Source organism: Streptomyces sp. NPDC018964 (assembly GCF_044390325.1).
Taxonomy (GTDB): Bacteria; Actinomycetota; Actinomycetes; order Streptomycetales; family Streptomycetaceae; genus Streptomyces.
The window spans coordinates 149372-169422 of the sequence record NZ_JBIRYZ010000013.1 but is presented as its reverse complement, the minus strand read 5'-3'; the positions used below and the strand labels follow the sequence as shown (position 1 = coordinate 169422).

Annotated in this window: 19 protein-coding genes and 1 riboswitch; of the genes, 9 read left to right on the top strand and 10 right to left on the bottom strand. The window is 70.0% G+C overall.

All coding sequences use genetic code 11. The features are described 5' to 3' along the window. Window positions 1–134 precede the first annotated feature (134 nt). Complete coding sequence (locus tag ACH5AO_RS23285) at window positions 135–1001, bottom strand: GNAT family N-acetyltransferase (protein ID WP_398927571.1); 867 nt, start codon at window positions 999–1001, stop codon at window positions 135–137. A 198-nt stretch (window positions 1002–1199) separates the two neighbouring features. Between ACH5AO_RS23285 and ACH5AO_RS23280 the strand changes: the two genes are divergently transcribed. Next, window positions 1200–1829: an HAD family hydrolase gene (locus tag ACH5AO_RS23280; RefSeq protein WP_398927569.1), complete on the top strand. Its 630-nt coding sequence runs from the start codon at window positions 1200–1202 to the stop codon at window positions 1827–1829. Between the two features lie 10 nt (window positions 1830–1839). On the opposite strand, the gene ACH5AO_RS23275 is transcribed toward ACH5AO_RS23280, so the two are convergent. From ACH5AO_RS23275 to ACH5AO_RS23255, 5 genes are all read right to left on the bottom strand, one after another. Continuing rightward, the gene (locus ACH5AO_RS23275; RefSeq protein ID WP_398927567.1) at window positions 1840–2322 is read right to left on the bottom strand and encodes an NUDIX domain-containing protein; all 483 of its coding nucleotides are present in this window, start codon (window positions 2320–2322) and stop codon (window positions 1840–1842) included. Between the two features lie 87 nt (window positions 2323–2409). Further along, window positions 2410–3315 carry a LysR family transcriptional regulator gene (locus ACH5AO_RS23270; RefSeq protein WP_398927565.1) on the bottom strand — a complete coding sequence of 302 codons (906 nt, stop codon included), beginning with the start codon at window positions 3313–3315 and terminating at the stop codon, window positions 2410–2412. 214 nt (window positions 3316–3529) lie between these two features. Next, window positions 3530–4699: a cystathionine gamma-lyase gene (locus tag ACH5AO_RS23265; RefSeq protein ID WP_398927563.1), complete on the bottom strand. Its 1170-nt coding sequence runs from the start codon at window positions 4697–4699 to the stop codon at window positions 3530–3532. Continuing rightward, a complete protein-coding gene (locus ACH5AO_RS23260; protein WP_398927561.1) occupies window positions 4696–5187 on the bottom strand; it encodes a low molecular weight protein-tyrosine-phosphatase in 492 nt (163 codons plus the stop codon). Before ACH5AO_RS23260 ends, ACH5AO_RS23265 begins: the two co-directional genes overlap by 4 nt. Window positions 5188–5191: 4 nt before the next feature. Next, on the bottom strand, window positions 5192–5569 hold the full coding sequence (locus ACH5AO_RS23255; protein ID WP_398927559.1) for a phage holin family protein: 378 nt from the start codon (window positions 5567–5569) through the stop codon (window positions 5192–5194). Between the two features lie 59 nt (window positions 5570–5628). On the opposite strand from ACH5AO_RS23255, the gene ACH5AO_RS23250 reads away from it, so the two are divergent. The 4 genes from ACH5AO_RS23250 to ACH5AO_RS23235 all read left to right on the top strand — a co-directional run bounded on the left by ACH5AO_RS23250 (window position 5629) and on the right by ACH5AO_RS23235 (window position 7863). After that, window positions 5629–5946 carry a cupin domain-containing protein gene (locus tag ACH5AO_RS23250; RefSeq protein WP_030820180.1) on the top strand — a complete coding sequence of 106 codons (318 nt, stop codon included), beginning with the start codon at window positions 5629–5631 and terminating at the stop codon, window positions 5944–5946. 149 nt (window positions 5947–6095) lie between these two features. Beyond that, window positions 6096–6308 carry a DUF5326 family protein gene (locus ACH5AO_RS23245; RefSeq protein ID WP_398927556.1) on the top strand — a complete coding sequence of 71 codons (213 nt, stop codon included), beginning with the start codon at window positions 6096–6098 and terminating at the stop codon, window positions 6306–6308. Window positions 6309–6499: 191 nt separating this feature from the next. Then, a complete protein-coding gene (locus ACH5AO_RS23240; protein ID WP_398927554.1) occupies window positions 6500–7330 on the top strand; it encodes an IclR family transcriptional regulator in 831 nt (276 codons plus the stop codon). Window positions 7331–7428: 98 nt separating this feature from the next. Next, the gene (locus ACH5AO_RS23235) at window positions 7429–7863 is read left to right on the top strand and encodes an SsgA family sporulation/cell division regulator (RefSeq protein WP_398927552.1); all 435 of its coding nucleotides are present in this window, start codon (window positions 7429–7431) and stop codon (window positions 7861–7863) included. 67 nt (window positions 7864–7930) lie between these two features. Here the strand turns inward: ACH5AO_RS23235 and ACH5AO_RS23230 are convergent, their stop codons facing one another. After that, window positions 7931–9343, bottom strand: a complete 1413-nt coding sequence (locus ACH5AO_RS23230; protein WP_398927550.1) for a YibE/F family protein — start codon at window positions 9341–9343, stop codon at window positions 7931–7933. Between the two features lie 71 nt (window positions 9344–9414). Beyond that, a riboswitch (TPP riboswitch) is annotated at window positions 9415–9605 on the top strand. On the opposite strand from ACH5AO_RS23230, the gene thiC reads away from it, so the two are divergent. Both thiC and ACH5AO_RS23220 read left to right on the top strand, forming a co-directional pair. Continuing rightward, window positions 9598–11394, top strand: coding sequence for a phosphomethylpyrimidine synthase ThiC (gene thiC / locus ACH5AO_RS23225; protein ID WP_398927548.1), 1797 nt, complete (start codon window positions 9598–9600; stop codon window positions 11392–11394). Its footprint overlaps the riboswitch before it by 8 nt. A gap of 114 nt (window positions 11395–11508) precedes the next feature. Beyond that, the gene (locus ACH5AO_RS23220) at window positions 11509–12897 is read left to right on the top strand and encodes a VWA domain-containing protein (protein ID WP_398927546.1); all 1389 of its coding nucleotides are present in this window, start codon (window positions 11509–11511) and stop codon (window positions 12895–12897) included. 157 nt (window positions 12898–13054) lie between these two features. Here the strand turns inward: ACH5AO_RS23220 and ACH5AO_RS23215 are convergent, their stop codons facing one another. From ACH5AO_RS23215 to ACH5AO_RS23205, 3 genes are all read right to left on the bottom strand, one after another. Then, window positions 13055–13915 carry a hypothetical protein gene (locus ACH5AO_RS23215; RefSeq protein ID WP_398927544.1) on the bottom strand — a complete coding sequence of 287 codons (861 nt, stop codon included), beginning with the start codon at window positions 13913–13915 and terminating at the stop codon, window positions 13055–13057. Between the two features lie 183 nt (window positions 13916–14098). After that, window positions 14099–15190 (bottom strand): metallophosphoesterase, encoded by a 1092-nt coding sequence (locus ACH5AO_RS23210; protein WP_398927542.1) that lies wholly within the window; start codon window positions 15188–15190, stop codon window positions 14099–14101. Between the two features lie 483 nt (window positions 15191–15673). Continuing rightward, window positions 15674–16786 carry a LacI family DNA-binding transcriptional regulator gene (locus ACH5AO_RS23205; RefSeq protein WP_398927540.1) on the bottom strand — a complete coding sequence of 371 codons (1113 nt, stop codon included), beginning with the start codon at window positions 16784–16786 and terminating at the stop codon, window positions 15674–15676. A gap of 439 nt (window positions 16787–17225) precedes the next feature. On the opposite strand from ACH5AO_RS23205, the gene hisC reads away from it, so the two are divergent. Together hisC and ACH5AO_RS23195 are read left to right on the top strand one after the other, a co-directional pair. After that, the gene (hisC, locus tag ACH5AO_RS23200) at window positions 17226–18305 is read left to right on the top strand and encodes a histidinol-phosphate transaminase (RefSeq protein ID WP_398927538.1); all 1080 of its coding nucleotides are present in this window, start codon (window positions 17226–17228) and stop codon (window positions 18303–18305) included. A 238-nt stretch (window positions 18306–18543) separates the two neighbouring features. Next, window positions 18544–20049: a cytochrome ubiquinol oxidase subunit I gene (locus ACH5AO_RS23195; RefSeq protein ID WP_398927536.1), complete on the top strand. Its 1506-nt coding sequence runs from the start codon at window positions 18544–18546 to the stop codon at window positions 20047–20049. Window positions 20050–20051 lie beyond the last annotated feature (2 nt).

Genomic DNA, 20051 nt, shown 5'->3' with positions numbered 1-20051 from the left:
GGGGGGCCCCCGCCCCCCCCCCCCGCCCCGGCCCGGGGCGCGCGGGGCCCCCCCCCCCGGGCCCCCCGGCCCCGGCGCCGGCCCCCCCCCCCCCCCCCCCGGGGGGCCCCCCCCCCCCCCACGTCCGGTAGATGTCAGGCCGCAGCGACTGTCACCGGGGCGAACCGCCGGCTCCAGTCCCCGGGCAACTGCGTGATCCCGTACGCCATGACGGCGTTCGACGCGACGGATGCCAGCCCGTGTGCCTTCACCCAGCTCAGCAGTTCCTCGTGCCGTACATCGATGTCGGTGCGCAACGGACGGTCGGTGCGGGCGGCGAGCGAAGCGAGCAGCGCCCCGGCCGTCGCCGTGTCGCGGGCGATGAGCGGACCCACGACATGGGTGTCCATGTTGGGCCAAGCGGCCGCGTAGCCGATGATCCGACCGTCCTCCTCGGCGACGCGCAGTTGATCGGCGAAGGCGGGCAGGCGGGTGACGATGTGCGTCCGGTCGGCACCGAACACCTCTTCGTCGAGCAGGACGAGCGCGGGGAGATCCTCCGCCGTCGCGGCCCGGGTGGCGACCTCCGGCCGGTCGCCCGTGAGGACGAAGCGGCCGCGCAGCATCTCGGCGTGGCCGATGACCTTGAACCCGAGTTCCTCGTACAGCGGACGGCCGTAAGAGGTCGCGTGCAGGGTGAGGGGGGTGGTGTCCATCGTCGAGACGATGTGCCGCATGAGCCGACGCCCCACCCCTCGGCGGGCATGACGTTCGGCGACCAGGACCATGCCGACGGCCGCGAGAGCGGGCTGTTCCCGAGGTCCGTACTCGGTGACGACGCAGGCGGCCACCAGACCCCCGTCGGGGTCGTCGATGCCGTACCCCTTCCCGGCCGTGAGGAGGAGGCCCCACTTGTGCTCCTCCCGTGGCCACCCCCGGTCCTCGGACAAGTCGGCGCAGGCGGTGAGGTCGCGGAGCGTCAGACGGCGGATGGGCAGAGAGGCAAGGGAAGGTGTCGGCACGCAGGTCAGGCTGTCCGACAGGGAGGTGCGGCGTCCACCCGTTTCAGGAGACTCGAGTGAGCTTTTGGCCAGGGCGTGGTCACGGACGGAGTACGGACACGGATGCGGGACGTTTCACGTGAAACATCTGGGAACGGCGCGTGGCCGGTTCCTTCCGCCGGAGGATGAGGAGAGCAGAGCTCGATAACCTCATCGCTCATGGCGAGGCTTCATCTCTTCGATCTCGACGGCACTCTGCTCCACGGCAGTTCGGCTCCGGTGGAGATCTCGCGACAACTGGGACTGGAAGCCGAGGCGGTGGCCCTCGACCGAGCGATCTCCTCCGGTCTCATCGGGCCACCGGAGTACGCCACACAGGTACACGAGCTCTGGGCGGGCCTCACGGAGGCGCATGTGGCAGCGGCGTTCGAAGCGGCTCCGTGGCTGGCTCGTATCCGCGAGGTCTGGGCAGAGCTCACACGGAACGGTGACTACTGTGCCGTTGTCTCGCTGTCTCCGTCCTTCTTCGTGGAGCGGCTCACCGACTGGGGTGCGCACGCGGCGTACGGCTCCCGCTTTCCCGCCGTGCCGTTCAGGGAACCCGTGGATCCGGCCGGCGTCCTCAGCGCGGCGGCCAAGGTCCGGATCGCCGACCGTCTGTGCGTGGAGTTCGGGGTGACCCGCGCGGACTGCGTCGCCTATGGCGACTCGATGTCGGACAAGGACCTGTTCGGCGCGGTGCCGGTCTCCGTCGCGGTCAACGCGGACCGGCATCTGGCCGGCCTCGCCACCCACTCCTACACGGGGCGGGACCTCTGGGAAGCCTACGAACTGGTGCGGGCCGCGTAAGGATCGGGCGTCACCCGAGGTCGGGGGCGTGCATGGCGCGTACGCCCTCGATATTGCCGTCCAGGTAGTGCCGCAGGGACAGCGGTACCAGGTGGACGGAGGCGATCCCGACGCGGGTGAACGGTACGCGGACGATCTCGTACTCGCCGACGGGCTCGTCGACCTCCGGACCGTGGCGCAGGGACGGGTCCATGGATTCCAGACGGCACACGAAGAAGTGCTGCACCTTCACGCCGGTGGCGCCGCCGTCCTCGCCGATGTGCTCCACGGTGTCGACGAAACAGGGCACCACATCGGTGATCTTCGCGCCGAGTTCCTCGTACACCTCCCGGTGCAGGGCGGCTACCACGGTGGAGTCCTCCGGCTCCACTCCGCCGCCAGGGGTGACCCAGTAGGGATCCATGCCGGGTTTGGTGCGCTTGATCAGAATCAGGTTCTCACCGTCCAGCAGAACGGCTCGGGCGGTGCGCTTGACCACGGGTCGGACGGTCATGGGGGAAATGTGGCCCGGTTGGTTCCACGTGAAACATCGCGAGAGGGCAGCGGCCGGATCCGCGGGGTGGGGCATCGCCCCGGCGGGTCAGCACCAGTCGGTGGCTGCCCGCTCCAGCCACTCGTGGGCCCGCGCGATGTGCGGCATCGCCAGTGTGCCGGTGCGGACCACCAGGAAGTAGGTGCGCAGCGGAGGCACCGCCGGTTCGTGCAGGGCCACCACGTCGCCCCGCTCGAGCGCGCCCGCGCAGAGGTAACGGGGCAGCACCGCCAGCCCCGCTCCCGCGGTGGCACAGGCCAGCACCGCGCGTAGATCCGGGACGATGACGGTGCCCGGGGCTACGGGGCGGGAGTCGAAGACGGAGGCCCAGTAGCGGGCGACGAAGGGCAGCGACTCGTGCACCTCGACCACCGGGACGTGTTCCAGGACCGAGGGGCCCGTGCGGTGGAGCGTGCCGGAGCCGATCCGCTCCGCCTGGTGCGGGGCGGCGACCAGGACGTGCTCCTCGTCACAGAGCGCGGTCGCCGAGAGCAGGGCGCCGCGTGGCCGCACCGTGCTGATGGCCAGATCGTGATGTCCGGCGGCCAGTCCCTCGAGGACCTCCTCGGCGGTACCGAAAGAGGCGCGCAGGGCGAAGCTCTGGCCGTCCTCTCCGGTCAGCTCCGTGAGCGCGGGCAGTGCCCGTTCGGCGGTGAACTCCGGAGGGCCGGCCAGGTGCAGTGTCCGTAAGGAGGAATCCTCCTCCAGCCCCGACTCGGCTATCTCCACCAGGGCGTCGAGGTGCGGCGCCGCCTTGTGGGCGAGCTCGTCCCCGATGGTCGTCGGTGTCACGCCGCGCGCCTGCCGGAGGAACAGGGGACGCCCCAGCTGCCGTTCCAGCGTCCGTATCTGTGAGGTGACGGCCGGTTGGGAGAGGCCGAGCAGGGCGGCGGCACGGGTGAAGGAGCCGGCCCGGTGCACGGTCACGAAGGTCCGTAGCAAGGCCAGATCCACGCCACACCCTCCCTAGCCGGTCCGCTCCGGGCCCGGACGTCCAACTATAAATAAGTCGATAGGTCGCTGTCGTTACTGTGATTGGACACTGACACTGAGTCAACTAGCCTTGGTCGCGCGGTTCTTCGCGCGCGGAACCGAGGACGGTCCGAGCCACGAGGGGGGAGGCTCGGACCGTCCGCCGCAGTGTGCCGGGCCCCGTCGGCCCGGCCGGTCAGCCGGCTGATTCGTCCAGGGCCCGCAGTACGTCCGCGATCAGGTCCTCCGGGTCCTCGGCACCCACAGAGAAGCGGATGAAGCCCTCCGACACCGCGTCCCCGCCCCAGCGTCCGCGCCGCTCCGCCGTGGACCGTACGCCGCCGAAGCTCGTCGCGTCGTCCACGAGCCGCAGCGCGTCGAGGAAACGGTCCGCACGCGCGCGCGTGGGCAGCGTGAAGGACACCACGCACCCGTAGCGCCGCATCTGCTGCGAGGCGATCTTGTGCGAGGGGTCGTCGGGCAGCCCCGGATAACGCAGCCCCGTGACCTCGGGCCGCTCCCGCAGCGCCCGGGCGAGCGTCAGCGCGGTGGCGTTCTGCCGGTCGACGCGCAGCTGGAGCGTGGCGATCGAGCGGTGCGCGAGCCAGGCCTCCATGGGCCCCGGGATGGCGCCGACGATCTTGCGCCAGCGGCGGACGGCGGCCATGGTCTCGGCGTTCCGGCCGGTGACGTACCCCAGGAGCACGTCGCCGTGCCCGGTGAGCTGTTTGGTGCCGCTGGCCACCGCGAAGTCGGCGCCGAGTTCCAGCGGACGCTGGCCGAGCGGCGTCGCGAGGGTGTTGTCCACGGCGACCAGGGCACCGCGCGCGTGCGCCGCCTCGGCCAGCCGTCGTACGTCGCACACGTCGAGCCCAGGATTCGAGGGCGTCTCGATCCACAGCAGCTTCGCGCCGTCGAGGACCTCGAGCTGGGCGTCGCCGCCCGTCGGCGCGGTCCGCACCTCGATGCCGTACGTCTCCAGCTGGTCCCGCACCAGGGGCAGGGCCTGGTAGCCGTCGTTCGGCAGGACGACCGCGTCCCCGGCGCGCAGCTGGGAGAAGAGCACCGAGGAGATCGCGGCCATGCCCGAGGCGAACACCAGGGTCTCGACGTCGTCCCGGCCGGGCGCCTCCAGCTCGCCGACGGCCCGTTCCAGCAGCGTCCAGGTCGGGTTCTCGTCCCGGCCGTAGGTGTACGGGCCGGTGGGGTCGCCCGGCAGGTGGAAGTGGGCGGCGAACACCGGCCCGGGCAGGGTCGGCTCGTGCTTGACCGGCTCGGGCAGCCCGGCCCGCACCGCGCGGGTGCCGTCGCCCGCCCCGTCCGGCAGCGCCGGCCCGTGGCACGCGCCCCTCGTCGAATCGTTCATGCCGCCTGTCCTTCCACCTGCTCGCGTACCGCGGCGAGCAGTCCGGTGCTCGCCGCCTCCACCATCTCAAGACACGCGTCGAATCCGTCCGCGCCCCCGTAGTAGGGGTCCGGTACGTCGAGATCGTCGCCGGCGTCGGGATCGTAGGAGCGCAGCAGACGCACCTTGTCGGCGTCCCGGTCCGTGGGCGCGAGACGGCGCAGCGACCTGAGGTGGCCGGAATCGAGTGCGACGACGAGATCGAGGCGGGTGTACCAGGACGGGTCGAACCGCCGGGCCGTGTGGCCGGTGCCGTAACCGTTCTCCCGCAGCACGGCCACCGTGCGGGGATCGGCGCCCTCACCCTCGTGCCAGCCGTCCGTACCGGCGCTGTCCACCTCGACCAGGCCGTCGAGCCCGGCCTCCGTCACCCGCGCGCGGAAGACGGACTCGGCCATCGGGGAGCGGCAGATGTTGCCGGTGCAGACGAAGCAGACGCGGTAGGTCATCGGTTCAGTCCCCGTCGGGCAGGACGACGTTGAGCGCCCAGGAGACGACGGAGATGATCAGACCGCCCAGGACGGCCGTCCAGAAGCCCTCCACGTGGAAGCTCAGGTCGAGCTGGTCGGCGAGCCAGGAGGTGAGCAGCAGCATCAGCGCGTTCACCACCAGGGTGAACAGCCCCAGCGTCAGGATGAGCAGGGGGAGGCTCAGCAGCTTCACCACCGGCTTGACCAGGAAGTTCACCAACCCGAAGAGCAGCGCGACCAGGAGAAGCGTGCCTATCTCCTTGCCCGTGCTGTCACCGGTCAGGGTGATCTTGTCGAGCAGCCACACCGCGACCGCCAGGGCGCCGGCGTTGGCGATCGTCTTGACTAGGAAATTCATCATGTGTCTGATCGTGACAGACACGATCGGACTCGGGCAGTGAGGCAGGGGCGGGACTAGGGATGAAGGCATTCCGGCTGGACGAACTGGAGGCGGAGCGCGCCGCCAACGACGGGGCATACCTGCAGTTCCTGCGCGAGCGGAACATGTCGGTCGGCCTCTACGCCCTGGACGCCGGGGCCCAGGACCCGCAGCAGCCGCACGGCCAGGACGAGGTGTACTTCGTCGTCAGCGGCCGCGCGGCGATCACCGTCGGCATGGAGACCACCCAGGTGGCACGCGGCAGTGTCGTGTACGTGCCGGCCGGGGTGGCCCACAAGTTCCACCACATCAGCGAGGACCTGCGGGTTCTGGTGGTGTTCTCTCCCCCCGAGAGCTGAGGGGCGCTGTCGGGGTTCCCTAGGGGAACGGTCAGGGGAGGACAAGGGATCCAGGACCCCCGCTGGAGCACCCGCCGCCCTAGCATCGAGTGCAGGACATCATCGAAGCGACCCGGTACTCGGCGGGCGGAGAGGTAAGGACGAGGGCGATGCGAGAGATTTTCACGGGACTGCCGTGGTGGGTGAAGTGGATCGCGGTGCCGGTCATCGCCCTGGTCGTGTTCGGCGGGCTGATAGCGAGCGTGGTCGGCTTCGTGATCGGACTGCTCTTCAAGGCACTGGTCTTCGTGGCGCTGGTCGGCGGGCTGATCTACGTCGTACGGAAGTTCACGTCGAGTTCCTCGTCGCGCAGCGACTGGTGAGCCGAGGGGGCCGGTGAAGCGGTAACAGGAATCACCGGTTCCCTCGCGCGGGGGAAGTTTCTCCGGCGGGCCGTCTGCGTGCGGTGACAGCCCGTTAGAGTCCGGAACCCGACGCGGGGGTGATCCCCGCGAGCGGCGACCCCGCCCGTGTTCCCCGCACGGGCTGCCCCCTCGCGTTTCGGGAGTGACCCTTGGCCACGACTGGCACCGGCTCCGCGCACCTGGCCGCGGTCCCTCCGCAGCCCCGCTCGCCGACGCCCACCGCACCGCCGTCCACCGCGACCCTCATCGGCTCCGTCCAGCGAGCCATGCGCCTGCTGGAGACCGTCGCCGGACACGAGTACGGGGCTCCCGCCAAACAACTGGCCCGGGAGACCGGACTGGCGCTCCCCACCACGTACCACCTGCTGCGCACCCTGGTGCACGAGGGCTATCTGCGCCGCGACAAGGGGCTGTTCTTCCTGGGGGAGGCGGCGGAACGGCTGAGCAGCGGCGCAGCGGAGCAGAAACGTCGCAGCACGGTGGCCGAGGTCCTCGCCCGCTGGCGGGACGCGATCGGAGCCCCCGTGTACTACGCCGTGTACCGCGAGGGTGAGATCGACGTCGTCTGCGTCTCCGAGACCTCCGCCCATCCCGCGGTGGCGGAGTGGGCCGACTTCCGGGAGACCGGACACGCCCACGCGATCGGCCAGTGCCTGCTCTCCCAGCTCGACGAGGAGGCGCGCCGCGACCACCTCGACCGCCATCCCGTGCGGTCCCTCACGCCGTACACCGTGCGCGACGACCACAGCCTGCTGAGGCGCCTGGAGCGGACGCGGCCGACGGAGCTGGTGATGGAACGTCAGGAGTACGTGCTGGGGACGGTGTGCGCGGCGATCCCCATCACCGTCGGCGGCACGGTCGCGTCGATGGCCATCTCGCTGCCCGCACACCAGGCCGACCGGCTCGTCCCCGCGGCACAGCGATTGCAGGCCGAGATGGGGCGTTTCGTCGGGTCGCTCACGCTGTCTATCAGTATCTGAAAACTCACTCCTTGTGATCTCCTGTGTACGTTCAGCAAGATTCCCTCTGGTGCCAGGGTCCATGCCCGGCCAGTCCGTGGCGAATGACGGGGTAGGCGATGCGCGAATCCGTACAGGCAGAGGTCATGATGAGCTTTCTCGTGTCGGAGGAGCTGTCCTTCCGCATCCCGGTGGAGCTCCGCTACGACACCTGCGATCCCTACGCCGTACGGCTGACCTTCCACTTGCCGGGGGACGCCCCCGTGACGTGGGCGTTCGGCCGGGAGCTGCTGATCGACGGCGTCGGCCGGCCGTGCGGGGAGGGCGACGTGCGCGTCTCACCGGTGGATCCCGACACGCTGGGCGAGGTGCTGATCCGGCTTCAGGTCGGCAGCGACCAGGCGCTGTTCCGATCGTCGACCGCACCGCTCGTGGCCTTCCTCGACCGCACCGACAAGCTGGTGCCGCTGGGCCAGGAGGGGGCACTCGCCGACTTCGACGCCCACCTCGACGACGCGCTGGACCGGATCCTGGCGGAGCAGAGCACCGGCTGAAGCGTTACGCCAGTCGGGTGGGCCGGTGGCGGAACGCTTCAGCGCGCTCCGCCCGCCACGCGGGACATCAGCGCTTACGGCGCCTGCCCCGACCGCCGCGCCCGGTGGCCGGCCGCGCGTCCGGTGCCTGCCCGGTCCCCGGTATCGGTCCGTGCCCCTGCGTCCGTGTCCGAGCCGTCGGGCGGTCGGCCGAGACCACCAGCGCGGCCAGCGCCGTGGTCACCGGCACCGAGGCCACCAGGCCGATCGAGCCGATCAGGGTGCGCACGATCTCCTCCGCCACCAGTTCGCTGTTGGCGACCGTCCCCACGCCGCTCTGCGCGATGGAGAACAGCAGCAGCAGCGGCAGTGCGGCGCCCGCGTAGGCGAGGACCAGCGTGTTCACCACGGACGCGATGTGATCACGGCCGATGCGGATGCCCGCGCGGTACAGCCCGCGCCAGCCCGTCGACGGGTTGGCCTCGTGCAGCTCCCAGACCGCGGACGTCTGGGTGACCGTCACGTCGTCGAGGACACCGAGCGAACCGATGATGACGCCGGCCAGCAGCAGACCGCTCATGTCGATCCCGGGGTACAGCCCGTGGATCAGACCGGTGTTGTCGTCGGTGTTGCCGGTCAGCGCGGCCCACCCGATGAACACCGAGCCGAGGACGCCGATCAGCAGCAGCGAGATCAGTGTGCCGAGCACCGCCACCGACGTACGCGCCGACGGTCCGTGACACAGGTACAGGGCGATCAGCATGATCGCGCTCGCCCCCACCACCGCCACGACCAGCGGGTTCGACCCCTGCAGGATCGCGGGCAGGATGAAGAAGTTGAGCACCAGGAAGCTGATCGCCAGTGCGACCAGCGCCATGACACCGCGCAGCCGGCCCACGGCCACCACGGCGAGCGCGAAGATGCCCGCGAGGAGCGCCATCGGGAAGCGCCGGTTCACGTCGGTGACCGAGTACTGGAGGTCCTCGGGCGCGGAGGGCTCGTAGGCGACCACGACCTCCTGGCCCTCGCTCAGCTGCCGGGACTGGTCCGGCTGCACGATCTCGTTGAACGTACGGCCCTTGTCGTCGCCGGTGTCGACCCGGATCGTCGCCTTCTTGCAGGTGCCGTCCGCCTGTTGCTGGGCGGACGAGCCCTCGGCCGTGGAGGTGTCGCCGGTCGGGACGCCGCCGGAGGCGTTGACGGACTGACAGCTCACCTCGACCACTTCGGTGACCGTGGCGTGCTGCGTCTGCCGGTCGAAGCCGACACCAGTGCGCTCGTGTGCCGGGGCACCGCCCGGCCACAGCACGGCGAGTCCGATCAGCACCGCCGCCGCGAACGGGATCAGGATCGCCGCGATGACCTTGCGCAGGTGCTGGGAGACGGGCGCCGCCGGGCCGTGACCGTGGCTGTGTCCATGCGCGTGTCCGTGACCACCGCCGTCGCCGGGCGTGGGCGATGGTTCGGGCGTTCGGTACGGAGGAGGTTGAGAGGGGGTCACCGCCCGATCATCGCAAGAACGGGATGGGCCCTCTGTTCACCGCGCCAGGAATGACGCTAGCGTGGAGGCGCTTTTGTACACGCGGGAGCTCGGAGCACCGGGCTGAGAGGGCGCTGACCTCCGTCCCAGCGATGTTTCACATGAAACGTCACCGGTTTGCGAGTGATGTTTCACACGGAACGTCGGCAGACGGAAACCGCTGCGCCGACCGCCGAACCTGTTACCGGGTAATGCCGGCGTAGGGAGTAGGTCTCATGACCAACAAGGACGCACGCACGCCTGCCTCCACGCAGAACCCGACGGAGACGTCGGTGAACGGGGAGGCCGGGAAGTCCATCGGCTGGCACAAGGCGTACGTCGAGGGCGCACGCCCCGACCTGCGGGTGCCGGTCCGGCAGGTGCACCTCACCAACGGGCGGTCGGTCACGTTGTACGACACATCGGGCCCGTACACCGATCCGCTCGTCGACACCGACGTCCGCCGGGGCCTGGCCCCGCTGCGGGAGAACTGGATCACCGCCCGCGGTGACACCGAGGAGTACGCGGGCCGTCCCGTCCGTCCCGAGGACGACGGGATCAAGCACACCTCTCCGCGCGGGGGCCTGCGCAATCTGGACGCCGTGTTCCCCGGCCGGCCGCGCCTGCCGCGCCGGGGCCGCGCGGGCCGGGCGGTCACACAGCTGGCGTACGCGCGCCGCGGTGAGATCACGCCCGAGATGGAGTTCGTGGCGGTGAGGGAGAACGTCTCCCCCGAGGTGGTCCGTGAGGAGATCGCGGCGGGCCGGGCGGTGCTGCCTGCCAACGTCAACCACCCGGAGATCGAGCCGATGATCATCGGCAAGAGGTTCCTGGTGAAGGTCAACGCCAACATCGGCAACTCGGCGGTGACGTCCTCCATCGAGGAGGAGGTCGAGAAGATGACCTGGGCGACTCGCTGGGGCGCCGACACGGTCATGGACCTCTCCACCGGCCGCAACATCCACACCACCCGCGAGTGGGTGCTGCGCAACTCCCCCGTTCCCATCGGTACCGTGCCGCTCTACCAGGCCCTGGAGAAGGTCGACGGCCGGGCGGAGGAGCTGACCTGGGAGATCTACAAGGACACGGTCGTCGAACAGGCCGAGCAGGGCGTGGACTACATGACGGTCCACGCGGGCGTGCGCCTGGCGTACGTACCGCTCACCGCGAACCGCAAGACCGGCATCGTCTCGCGCGGTGGCTCGATCATGGCCGCCTGGTGCCTGGCGCACCACAAGGAGTCGTTCCTGTACGAGAACTTCGAGGAGCTCTGCGAGATCCTCGCCGCGTACGACGTCACGTACTCGCTCGGCGACGGCCTGCGGCCCGGGTCCATCGCGGACGCCAACGACGAGGCGCAGTTCGCGGAGTTGCGCACGCTCGGGGAACTCAACACGGTCGCGAAGCGTTTCAACGTACAGACCATGATCGAGGGCCCGGGGCACGTCCCGATGCACAAGATCAAGGAGAACATCGACCTTCAGCAGGAGATCTGCGATGAAGCCCCGTTCTATACGCTCGGCCCGCTGACGACGGACGTCGCGCCCGCGTACGACCACATCACGTCCGGCATCGGCGCCGCGATGATCGCCTGGTGGGGCACGGCCATGCTCTGCTACGTCACGCCCAAGGAGCACCTGGGCCTGCCCAACCGTGACGACGTCAAGACCGGCGTCATCACCTACAAGATCGCCGCCCACGCCGCCGACCTCGCCAAGGGGCACCCGGGTGCCCAGGAGTGGGACGACGCGCTGTCCGACGCCCGCTTCGAGTTCCGGTGGGAGGACCAGTTCAACCTCGCCCTCGACCCGGACACGGCGCGCGAGTTCCACGACGAGACCCTGCCGGCGGAACCCGCCAAGACGGCCCACTTCTGTTCGATGTGCGGCCCGAAATTCTGTTCGATGAAGATCTCCCAGGACATTCGTCGTGAACACGGCGGAAGCCGGGAGGAGATCGAGGAGGGGATGGCGCAGAAGTCGAAGGAGTTCGCGGAGGCGGGCAATCGCGTGTATCTGCCGATCGCGGACTGAGCGTCCACCGCGGGCGGCGCGGGGGCGGTGCCCTTGGGGGGTGCCGCCCCTCCAGCGGGGCAGCGGTCGCGGTCGCCCCTCCCCTTCACCGGGGTGAATGGGCAGACTGGCCGCATGACAGCGAGTCCGATGAGCAAGGGGTCCAATCTTCCCGTCGATGCCCGCGTGGTGCGCGTTGAGCTCGCTTGGGTGACCGGTGCCGGTGTGCCCGACATCGACGCCTCGGCACTGCTCCTCACGGAGGCCGGGCGGGTGCGGGACGACGGGGACTTCGTCTTCTACAACCAGTCTCGTCACACGTCCGGCGCCGTGACGCATCTCGGGAAACAGCGCGGCACACGGGAGACGACCGACACCGTGGAGGTGGATCTGGGCGCCGTGGAAGGAACGGTCGAACGGATCGTGCTGTGCGCGTCGGCGGACGGCGGGACGTTCGGGCAGGTGCCGGGACTGGTGCTCAGGCTGCTCGACGCCGGGGCGGGGACCGAGCTGGCCCGGTTCGACATGGCGGCGGGGACGGAGACCGCGTTCATCGGCGGGGAGTTGTACCGGCGACAGGGGACGTGGAAGTTCCGGGCAGTGGGGCAGGGGTACGCCTCCGGGCTCGAGGGGCTGGCCACGGACTTCGGCATCACCGTGGACGACGCGGCCCCGGTCCCGCCGTCCCCGCCCGTTCCTCCCGTCGTGCCGGCCACGCCCGCCCGGCAGCCCTCGGTGTCCCAGCCCCACCCCGGTACCCCGCGGCTCACCAAGGGCGAGGAGCGGTTGCCCGTCGACATGCGCAAGCGGTTGTCGCTGCGCAAGGAGCAGGTGGCGGTCAGTCTGCGCAAGCACGGGGCCGCCGAGGTCACCGCGCGCGTCGTCCTCGTACTCGACGCCTCCGGGTCCATGTCCTTCCTGTACTCCAAGGGGGTCGTGGCCGATGTCGTCGAGCGGATGGCGGCGGTCGTGGCGCAGTTGGACGACGACGGTGAGATGCAGGCCTGGACGTTCGCCTCGAACCCGGCCCGGCTGCCGGACCTGCGGCTGGGGGAGCTTCCGGAGTGGCTGCGGCTGCACGTGCGCGTGGGGGAGGTGGGCCTGTTCCGGCGCGGGCGGAAGAAGGGGCTGGAGCCCAGCCAGGTCGACATGCGGGACGTGGGCATCCAGAACGAGGAGCAGAAGGTCATCGCCGAGGTGCGCGCGTTCGTGCGGGACCGTCCCGTCTCCGTCCCGACCCTCGTCCTGTTCTTCTCCGACGGTGGTGTCTACCGCAACAAGGAGATCGAGCGCGAGCTCCGCGAGGCGGTGGAGGAGCCGGTCTTCTGGCAGTTCGTGGGGCTGGGCAGGTCCAACTACGGTGTGCTGGAGCGGTTCGACACGCTGCCGGGCCGCCGCGTCGACAACGTCGGGTTCTTCGCCGTCGACGACATCAGCACCGTGCCGGACGCGGAGCTGTACGACCGTCTGCTCTCCGAGTTCCCGCAGTGGATCACGGCTGCGGGACGGGCGGGGATCCTCTGAGATCCGCCCCGTCCTTCCACCTGTCCTTCTGCCTCGTCCTTCCGCCCAGGCCCTCCGCCCCGCTCATCCGCCTCGCTCATCCGTCCTGTTCCTCCGCCCCGCCCTCCGGCTCGCGCTTCCGTCACGGGGAGCGCAAGCCGACGGACGGGCCGCCCGGTTACTCCGGCTGGTGCTCCGGTCCTCCGAAGTCCGGGCTCGAGTAGTCCGGGCTGGAGTAGCTCGGCCGTGTGCCGCGGGCCGCACCCGTCTCCGGGCTGGAGAAGCCCGGCCGTCCGTACCCCAGCTGCGGGATACGGCCTGTCGGCGGGGGCGGTGCCGTGTGCTGCAGCGCGGAGACCGTCGCCGGGTCGGTGAGCGCGTCCCGCAGGAACGGCAGGATCCCCTGCTCCAGCAGGGCCTCGCGCCAGGCGTCCCTGGCCCGGGCCACCTCCCCGTCGAGTTCGCGGTACGGCCCGCCGAGCGCCGAGGGTTTGTTGCGCAGCGCGGTGAGCAGCAGGCCCACGGCGGCGACGAGGATGGCGACCGCCGTCACCGCGCCGAACACCCACCCCGTGGTGAGCATGGTCCGGGCGAACGCGGCGCCGGGATCGAGCATCCGCAGGACGTAACCGACGAGCAGGAAGATCACGGACGCGGTTCCGGCCAGGACGGGTGCCAGGACGGCGACGACGGCGACGGCACCGGCCCCGGTGGCCTCCCCCATGGTGGCGGCGAGCCCCACCGCGTGCGTGCCCGGCTGGCCGGGACCGGACTCGTGGACGGACGGGGTGGACGACGCCGGTGGCCGGCGCAGTTCCTCGCGGACCTTCACATAGTGCTGGTACTCGGTCGCCGCGGCCGCCGTGATGATCGCGGTGGCGTTGAGTGCCATCGTGCGCAGTTGTTCCGAGTTGAGCCGCTGTCCGACCGCGGCCAGTTCCGGGTGGTGTGGCGCGGAGCGCAGCGCCTCATCGAGAATCCGCTGGTATTCCTGGCGGTCCTCGCTCAGCAGGTGCTGCGGAACGCTGTTCATGTGCATCCCCCGATGCTCCGTAGGGCTTGGGGCTCGGCATGCTGACGAGCCGTCGGGCAGAAACGGAGGGGAGCCTGCTACGGATAAGCCGATGGTAGAGCGGTGACGGTGCGCGGTGACAGGGGGTTTACCGAAATTGGCACGTGCACGGTGCGGTTGCGGGCCGCACGGTCACGGCCCGCCGAACCGTCAGACGCCCAGCGGCAGTTGCTGGACCAGCAGTTTTCCGGCCATGGTCACCCCGCCGTCCATCGCGATGGCGAGTCCGTCGGCGTAGACGTGGGGACCGGTGACCACGGGCCCGCCGCCGTCCTCGCCGTCCTCGGAGCCGACTTCACCCGTCAGGTACGGAATCGGGCTGTGGCCGTGAACGACCCGGGTGCCGCCGTACGTATCCAGCAGTGAGCGCACCGCGTCGGCGCCGCCCTCGTCACGGAAGGAGAACCGCTTGGTGAACTTGCGGAACAGGTCCCAGACCTCGTCGGCGTCGTTGCGGGTGAGCGTTTCGCGGACGGTGTCGTTGACCTCTTCGATGGAACGGCCGTAGTCGAGGTAGGCGGTGGTGTCGGAGTGCAGCAGTAGGTGGCCGTCGACCTCCTCGACGGCGTCGAGGCGGGCCATCCACTGCAGGTGGTGGTCCTGAAGGCGGTCCATGTCGGTCTTCTGCCCACCGTTGAGCAGCCAGGCCGCCTGGAAGGTGGCGGTGCCCGCGCCGGAGTTGACGGGGGTGTCGCCGAACCGCTTGGCGCCGAGCAGCAGCAGCTCGTGGTTGCCCATGAGGGCCTTGCAGTAGCCGCCGGCGGCGGCGGCCTCGGCGGACAGCCGCATCACGAGGTCGATGACGCCGATGCCGTCCGGGCCGCGGTCGGTGAAGTCTCCGAGGAACCACAGCCGCGCGGTGCCGGCGCACCACTGGCCCGCCGGGTCGAGCAGGCCCTGCTCCTGGAGGGCGGCCACCAGCTCGTCGAGGTAGCCGTGGACGTCGCCGACCACGTACAGCGGGCCCGGGCCGGTGGCGGGCTGCGGGGCGGGGACGGACGCGGGGTCGACGGTCACCTGAACAGTGTCACCCCGATTGATGACGGGGAGGTCCCGCTGGGTGGGTGTGTATCCCTCCGGGTAGGCCTCCTCGGAGGGCGGGACGACGTCGCCGGGGTGTGTGCTCTGGACGTACGGACCGGTCTCGTGGACGTACGCGGGCACCCGGAAGTCGCGCAACGTCGCCGTCCGCTCCACCTCGGGTCCCTGACCGGCCCCCTGAGTCATCGACCCCTCCACCATCGCGCCGCTCCTGCACCGCGTCGGACTGCCTGGTCGCAGCGGCCCGCGGTGTCGTGGGCCCATCATAGGAATGCGGATCGCGCCGTGTGATGACCCAGGGGTGGTGAATCGGAGCGAGAGTCCGGTACATCGCGGCTTTCGCCCCGTTTGAGTGGGTCTTCGGCGGCCCTGGTCGCACACCTTACGCCGTTGACCGGTCCGTCCTCTTCCGGGAGGCCGGCCCGTTTCTCCCGGAGGGTGCCCCGGGGACACCCTCACGTCGCCTCCCCGGAGTCGGGACCGTCCTGCTGGGCCCGGACCTGTCCGCACGGGACCCTCTCTCCGGAAGCGGAAGCTCCACACTTCAGACACGTCGTGCCCTGCCGGGCTCCGTGGCATGCCCTGCCGGGCCCTGTGACACGCCTCGACCAGCCCTGCGACACGCCCCGCCAGGCATGTGTCACGCCCTGCCGGGCCCTGCGACACGCCGTCGTGCCCCTTGCGTCACTCCCCCTTCGGCGACCTCGGTGGACTGACCGTCGTACGGGGCGGACGCCGCTGGGAGGAGGTCCGCACGATCAGCTCGGTCGGTATCACCTGCTCCACCGGCTGGTCCGGGTCGACCCCCTCGATGGCGTCGATGAGCAGTTGGATCACCGCCGTGCCGATGCGGCGCGGTTTGAGGGAGAGCGTGGTGACGGGCGGTTCGGTGTTGGCGTAGACCGTGGACTCGCTGCAGCAGACGAGCAGCAGGTCGTCCGGGACGCGCAGGCCGTAGCGGCGGGCGGCGGCGAGCAGATCGGTGCCGTTCGGATCGAACAGGCCGTAGACGGCGTCGGGCCGGTCGGGGCGGGCGAGCAGCCGGTCGGCGGCGACGGCGCCCGCACACGGATCGTGCGCCGGGTAGGCCTCGTAGACCGGGTCCTGGCCCACGCGCTCGCACCAGCGCAGATACGCGGTGGTCGACAGGTGGGTGTACGTGTCGGTGGTGGTGCCGGTGAGCAGGCCGATGCGGCGGGCGCCGGCGTCGGCGAGGTGGTCGAGGATGCCCGTCACGGCGGCCTCGTGGTCGTTGTCGACCCAGGCGGTGACCGGCAGCGAGCCGGCCGGGCGGCCGTCGGAGACGACCGGTAAGCCCTGGCGGACCAGCTCGCTGACCACCGGGTCCTGGTCGGAGGGGTCGATGACGACCGTGCCGTCGAGGGCGACGTTGGACCACACGTCGTGGCGGGAGGTCGCGGGCAGGATGACGAGGGCGTAGCCGCGGGCGAGCGCGGCGGAGGTGGCGGCGCGCGCCATCTCGGCGAAGTACGCGAACTCGGTGAAGGTGAAAGGTTCATCCCCGTACGTCGTCACGGTCAGGCCGATGAGCCCGGACTTCCCGGTGCGGAGCGTTCGGGCGGCGGCCGAGGGGCGGTACCCCAGTCTGTCGGCCACCTCGCGGACGTGGCGCCGGGTGGCGTCCGGGAGCCTGCCCTTGCCGTTGAGGGCGTCGGAGACGGTCGTGATGGAGACTCCGGCGGCGGCGGCCACGTCCCTGATGCCCGCCCGACCCGGCCGGCTGCCTCGGCGTGAGGTTTCCGCGCGGCTCACCTGGTGCTTCCCTGCTGCTGTCATGGCGAGCCGATAGTAGGGCTCATGCGGCGGGGTAGGGCGGACGCATATGCACGCGTTGACAGGCACGTTTCTGCATGATCATTAAAGCTTAATGGGCTTGAAAGCGAAGGGAGTTGAACGTTCCAATGCCAAGACCTGACGTGTGGGCGCATGCGGACCTGTCGAGGGTGTGATGTTGCGAAGAGGTCTCAACTCACCTGCACGGGGGATGCGCGCCACGGCGTAAGCCAGGGGCGCGTAGATATATGTACGGCACGCCCCTGACCCGCACGCCATTCGTACACCTTCGGAATGTGTTGCCCTTGTTGTCACTGTGACGGACGGGGCCGTGAGGCGACCGCCGCTCCTCTACGCGGCGGCGCCGAATCCTCATAAGGTGAGCAGTATTGGATGTCGGCGGCGGACACGGGTGCCGCCGGTCTTCGCGAGGAGGACTGCGGTGAGCGAGACGAGCCCCAAGCTGCGCGCCGAGCTGGAGGGGATCCCCATGTACAAGCCGGGCAAGCCGGCGGCGGCCGGTGGACCGGTGGCGTACAAGCTGTCCTCCAACGAGAACCCCTACCCGCCGCTGCCGGGCGTGATGGAGACCGTGACGGCCGCGGCGTCCTCCTTCAACCGGTACCCGGACATGGCCTGTACGGCGCTGACGGCCGAGCTGTCCGAGCGCTTCGGCGTCCCGGTGTCCCACGTGGCCACCGGTACCGGATCGGTCGGTGTCGCCCAGCAGCTGCTGCAGGCCACGTCGGGTCCGGGCGACGAGGTGATCTACGCCTGGCGGTCCTTCGAGGCGTACCCGATCATCACGCAGATCAGCGGTGCCACCTCGGTCCAGGTACCGCTGACCCCGGGCGATGTGCACGACCTGGACGCGATGGCCGGAGCGATCACCGACCGGACCCGGCTCGTCTTCGTCTGCAACCCCAACAACCCGACCGGCACGGTCGTGCGGCGGGCCGAGCTGGAGCGCTTCCTCGACCGGGTGCCGAGCGACGTCCTGGTGGTGCTCGACGAGGCCTACCGCGAGTTCATCCGGGACACCGAGGTGCCGGACGGCGTCGAGATCTACCGCGAGCGGCCCAACGTCTGCGTCCTGCGGACCTTCTCCAAGGCGTACGGACTGGCGGGGCTGCGCGTCGGTTTCGCCATCGCCCACGAGCCGGTGGCGGCGGCGCTGCGCAAGACGGCGGTGCCGTTCGGGGTGAGCCAGATCGCACAGGACGCGGCGATCGCCTCGCTGCGCGCCGAGGACGAGCTGATCGGCCGGGTCGGCTCGCTGGTCTGCGAGCGCAACCGCGTGATGGACGCGCTGCGGGACCAGGGCTGGACGGTGCCCGAGACCCAGGCCAACTTCGTCTGGCTGCGACTGGAGGAGCGTACGGCGGCGTTCGCGCAGGCGTGCGAGCAGGCGGGTGTGGTCGTCCGGCCGTTCCCCGGGGAGGGCGTGCGGGTCACGGTCGGCGAGACCGAGGCGAACGACATCTTCCTGAAGGTGACGGAGGGCTTCCGCAAGGGGCTCTGACCGGTGCGTACGTCCAGGCGGCCGACGGCTCTCCCGTCGGCCGCCTTCGTGTGCGCCGGAAGGGCGCGCGAAGGGGTTGACGTCACAGGGGACCCCCCTTCCCGGTCGGAAAAGCGGTAGGCCATAATTGCTTGTGAATGTGAACGCGTTCACAAGCGCATCCCGTTTTCCCCGGTATGTCGGGGACGAACGGGATCAAGCAGGCCGCCGCGACCACGGCGAAGTAAGGAGCGACGACGTGGATCTGGCTCTGGCGCCGGAGACCCTGGCGCGATGGCAGTTCGGCATCACCACCGTCTACCACTTCCTCTTCGTTCCCCTGACGATCTCGCTCGCCGCCCTCACCGCGGGGCTGCAGACCGCCTGGGTGCGCACGGAGAAGGAGAAGTACCTCAGGGCGACGAAGTTCTGGGGCAAGCTCTTCCTGATCAACATCGCGATGGGTGTGGTCACCGGCATCGTGCAGGAGTTCCAGTTCGGTATGAACTGGTCCGACTACTCGCGGTTCGTCGGTGACGTCTTCGGCGCCCCGCTCGCCTTCGAGGCCCTGATCGCCTTCTTCTTCGAGTCCACCTTCATCGGCCTGTGGATCTTCGGCTGGGACAAGCTGCCCAAGAGGATCCACCTGGCCTGCATCTGGATGGTCTCGATCGGCACCCTGCTGTCGGCGTACTTCATCCTCGCCGCCAACTCCTGGATGCAGCACCCGGTCGGCTACCGGATCAACGAGGAGAAGGGCCGCGCCGAGCTCACCGACTTCTGGCTGGTGCTCACCCAGAACACCACGCTCAACCAGGTCTTCCACAGCTTCTCGGCGGCCTTCCTGACCGGCGGCGCCTTCATGGTGGGCATCGCAGCCTTCCACCTGATGCGCAGGAAGCACATCCCGGTGATGCGGACCTCGCTCCGGCTCGGCCTGGTCACCCTGGCGGTCGGCGGCCTGTTCACCGCGATCAGCGGCGACACCCTCGGCAAGGTCATGTACGAGCAGCAGCCGATGAAGATGGCCGCCGCCGAGGCCCTGTGGGACGGCGAGGAACCGGCGCCGTTCTCCGTGTTCGCCTACGGCGACGTCGACGAGGGGCACAACAAGGTCGCCCTGGAGATCCCCGGCCTGCTGTCCTTCCTGGCCCACAGCGACCTCGAGTCGTACGTGCCCGGCATCAACGACACCAACGAGGCCCTCCGGGAGAAGTTCGGCCCCGGCGACTACAAGCCCATCGTCCCCGTCGCCTACTGGGGCTTCCGCTGGATGATCGGCTTCGGCATGGCCTCCTTCACGCTCGGCCTCCTCGGGCTGTGGCTCACCCGCAAGAAGTTCCTGCTGCCGGCCGCCCACCGCACCGGCGAGGACGAGGTCCCGCGCCTGGTGCTGCTGAAGCAGCCCCTCGGCTCCCGGCTCACCCGGCTCTACTGGCTCCTCGCGCTGTGGACCATGGCGTTCCCGCTGATCGCCAACGCCTGGGGCTGGATCTTCACCGAGATGGGCCGGCAGCCCTGGGTGGTCTACGGCGTCATGCAGACCCGGGACGCGGTCTCCCCCGGCGTCTCCACCGCCGAGGTCCTCACCTCGATGTCCGTCTTCACCCTGCTCTACGCCGTCCTGGCCGTCATCGAGGTCAAGCTGCTCGTCAAGTACGTCAAGGCGGGCCCGCCCGAGCTCGGCGACTTCGACCTCAACCCGCCCACGAAGCTCGGCGGCGACCTCCGTGACGCCGACAAGCCGATGGCCTTCTCGTACTAGGC

Coding starts and splice junctions, on each gene's coding strand:
- ACH5AO_RS23255 (WP_398927559.1), bottom strand. CDS start 5,569: ATGATGAATTTCCTAGTCAAGACGATCGCCAACGCCGGCGCCCTGGCG.
- ACH5AO_RS23275 (WP_398927567.1), bottom strand. CDS start 2,322: ATGACCGTCCGACCCGTGGTCAAGCGCACCGCCCGAGCCGTTCTGCTG.
- ACH5AO_RS23245 (WP_398927556.1), top strand. CDS start 6,096: ATGCGAGAGATTTTCACGGGACTGCCGTGGTGGGTGAAGTGGATCGCG.
- thiC (WP_398927548.1), top strand. CDS start 9,598: ATGACCAACAAGGACGCACGCACGCCTGCCTCCACGCAGAACCCGACG.
- ACH5AO_RS23280 (WP_398927569.1), top strand. CDS start 1,200: ATGGCGAGGCTTCATCTCTTCGATCTCGACGGCACTCTGCTCCACGGC.
- ACH5AO_RS23250 (WP_030820180.1), top strand. CDS start 5,629: ATGAAGGCATTCCGGCTGGACGAACTGGAGGCGGAGCGCGCCGCCAAC.
- ACH5AO_RS23265 (WP_398927563.1), bottom strand. CDS start 4,699: ATGAACGATTCGACGAGGGGCGCGTGCCACGGGCCGGCGCTGCCGGAC.
- ACH5AO_RS23215 (WP_398927544.1), bottom strand. CDS start 13,915: ATGCACATGAACAGCGTTCCGCAGCACCTGCTGAGCGAGGACCGCCAG.
- ACH5AO_RS23205 (WP_398927540.1), bottom strand. CDS start 16,786: ATGACAGCAGCAGGGAAGCACCAGGTGAGCCGCGCGGAAACCTCACGC.
- ACH5AO_RS23210 (WP_398927542.1), bottom strand. CDS start 15,190: ATGGTGGAGGGGTCGATGACTCAGGGGGCCGGTCAGGGACCCGAGGTG.
- ACH5AO_RS23220 (WP_398927546.1), top strand. CDS start 11,509: ATGACAGCGAGTCCGATGAGCAAGGGGTCCAATCTTCCCGTCGATGCC.
- ACH5AO_RS23235 (WP_398927552.1), top strand. CDS start 7,429: ATGCGCGAATCCGTACAGGCAGAGGTCATGATGAGCTTTCTCGTGTCG.
- ACH5AO_RS23260 (WP_398927561.1), bottom strand. CDS start 5,187: ATGACCTACCGCGTCTGCTTCGTCTGCACCGGCAACATCTGCCGCTCC.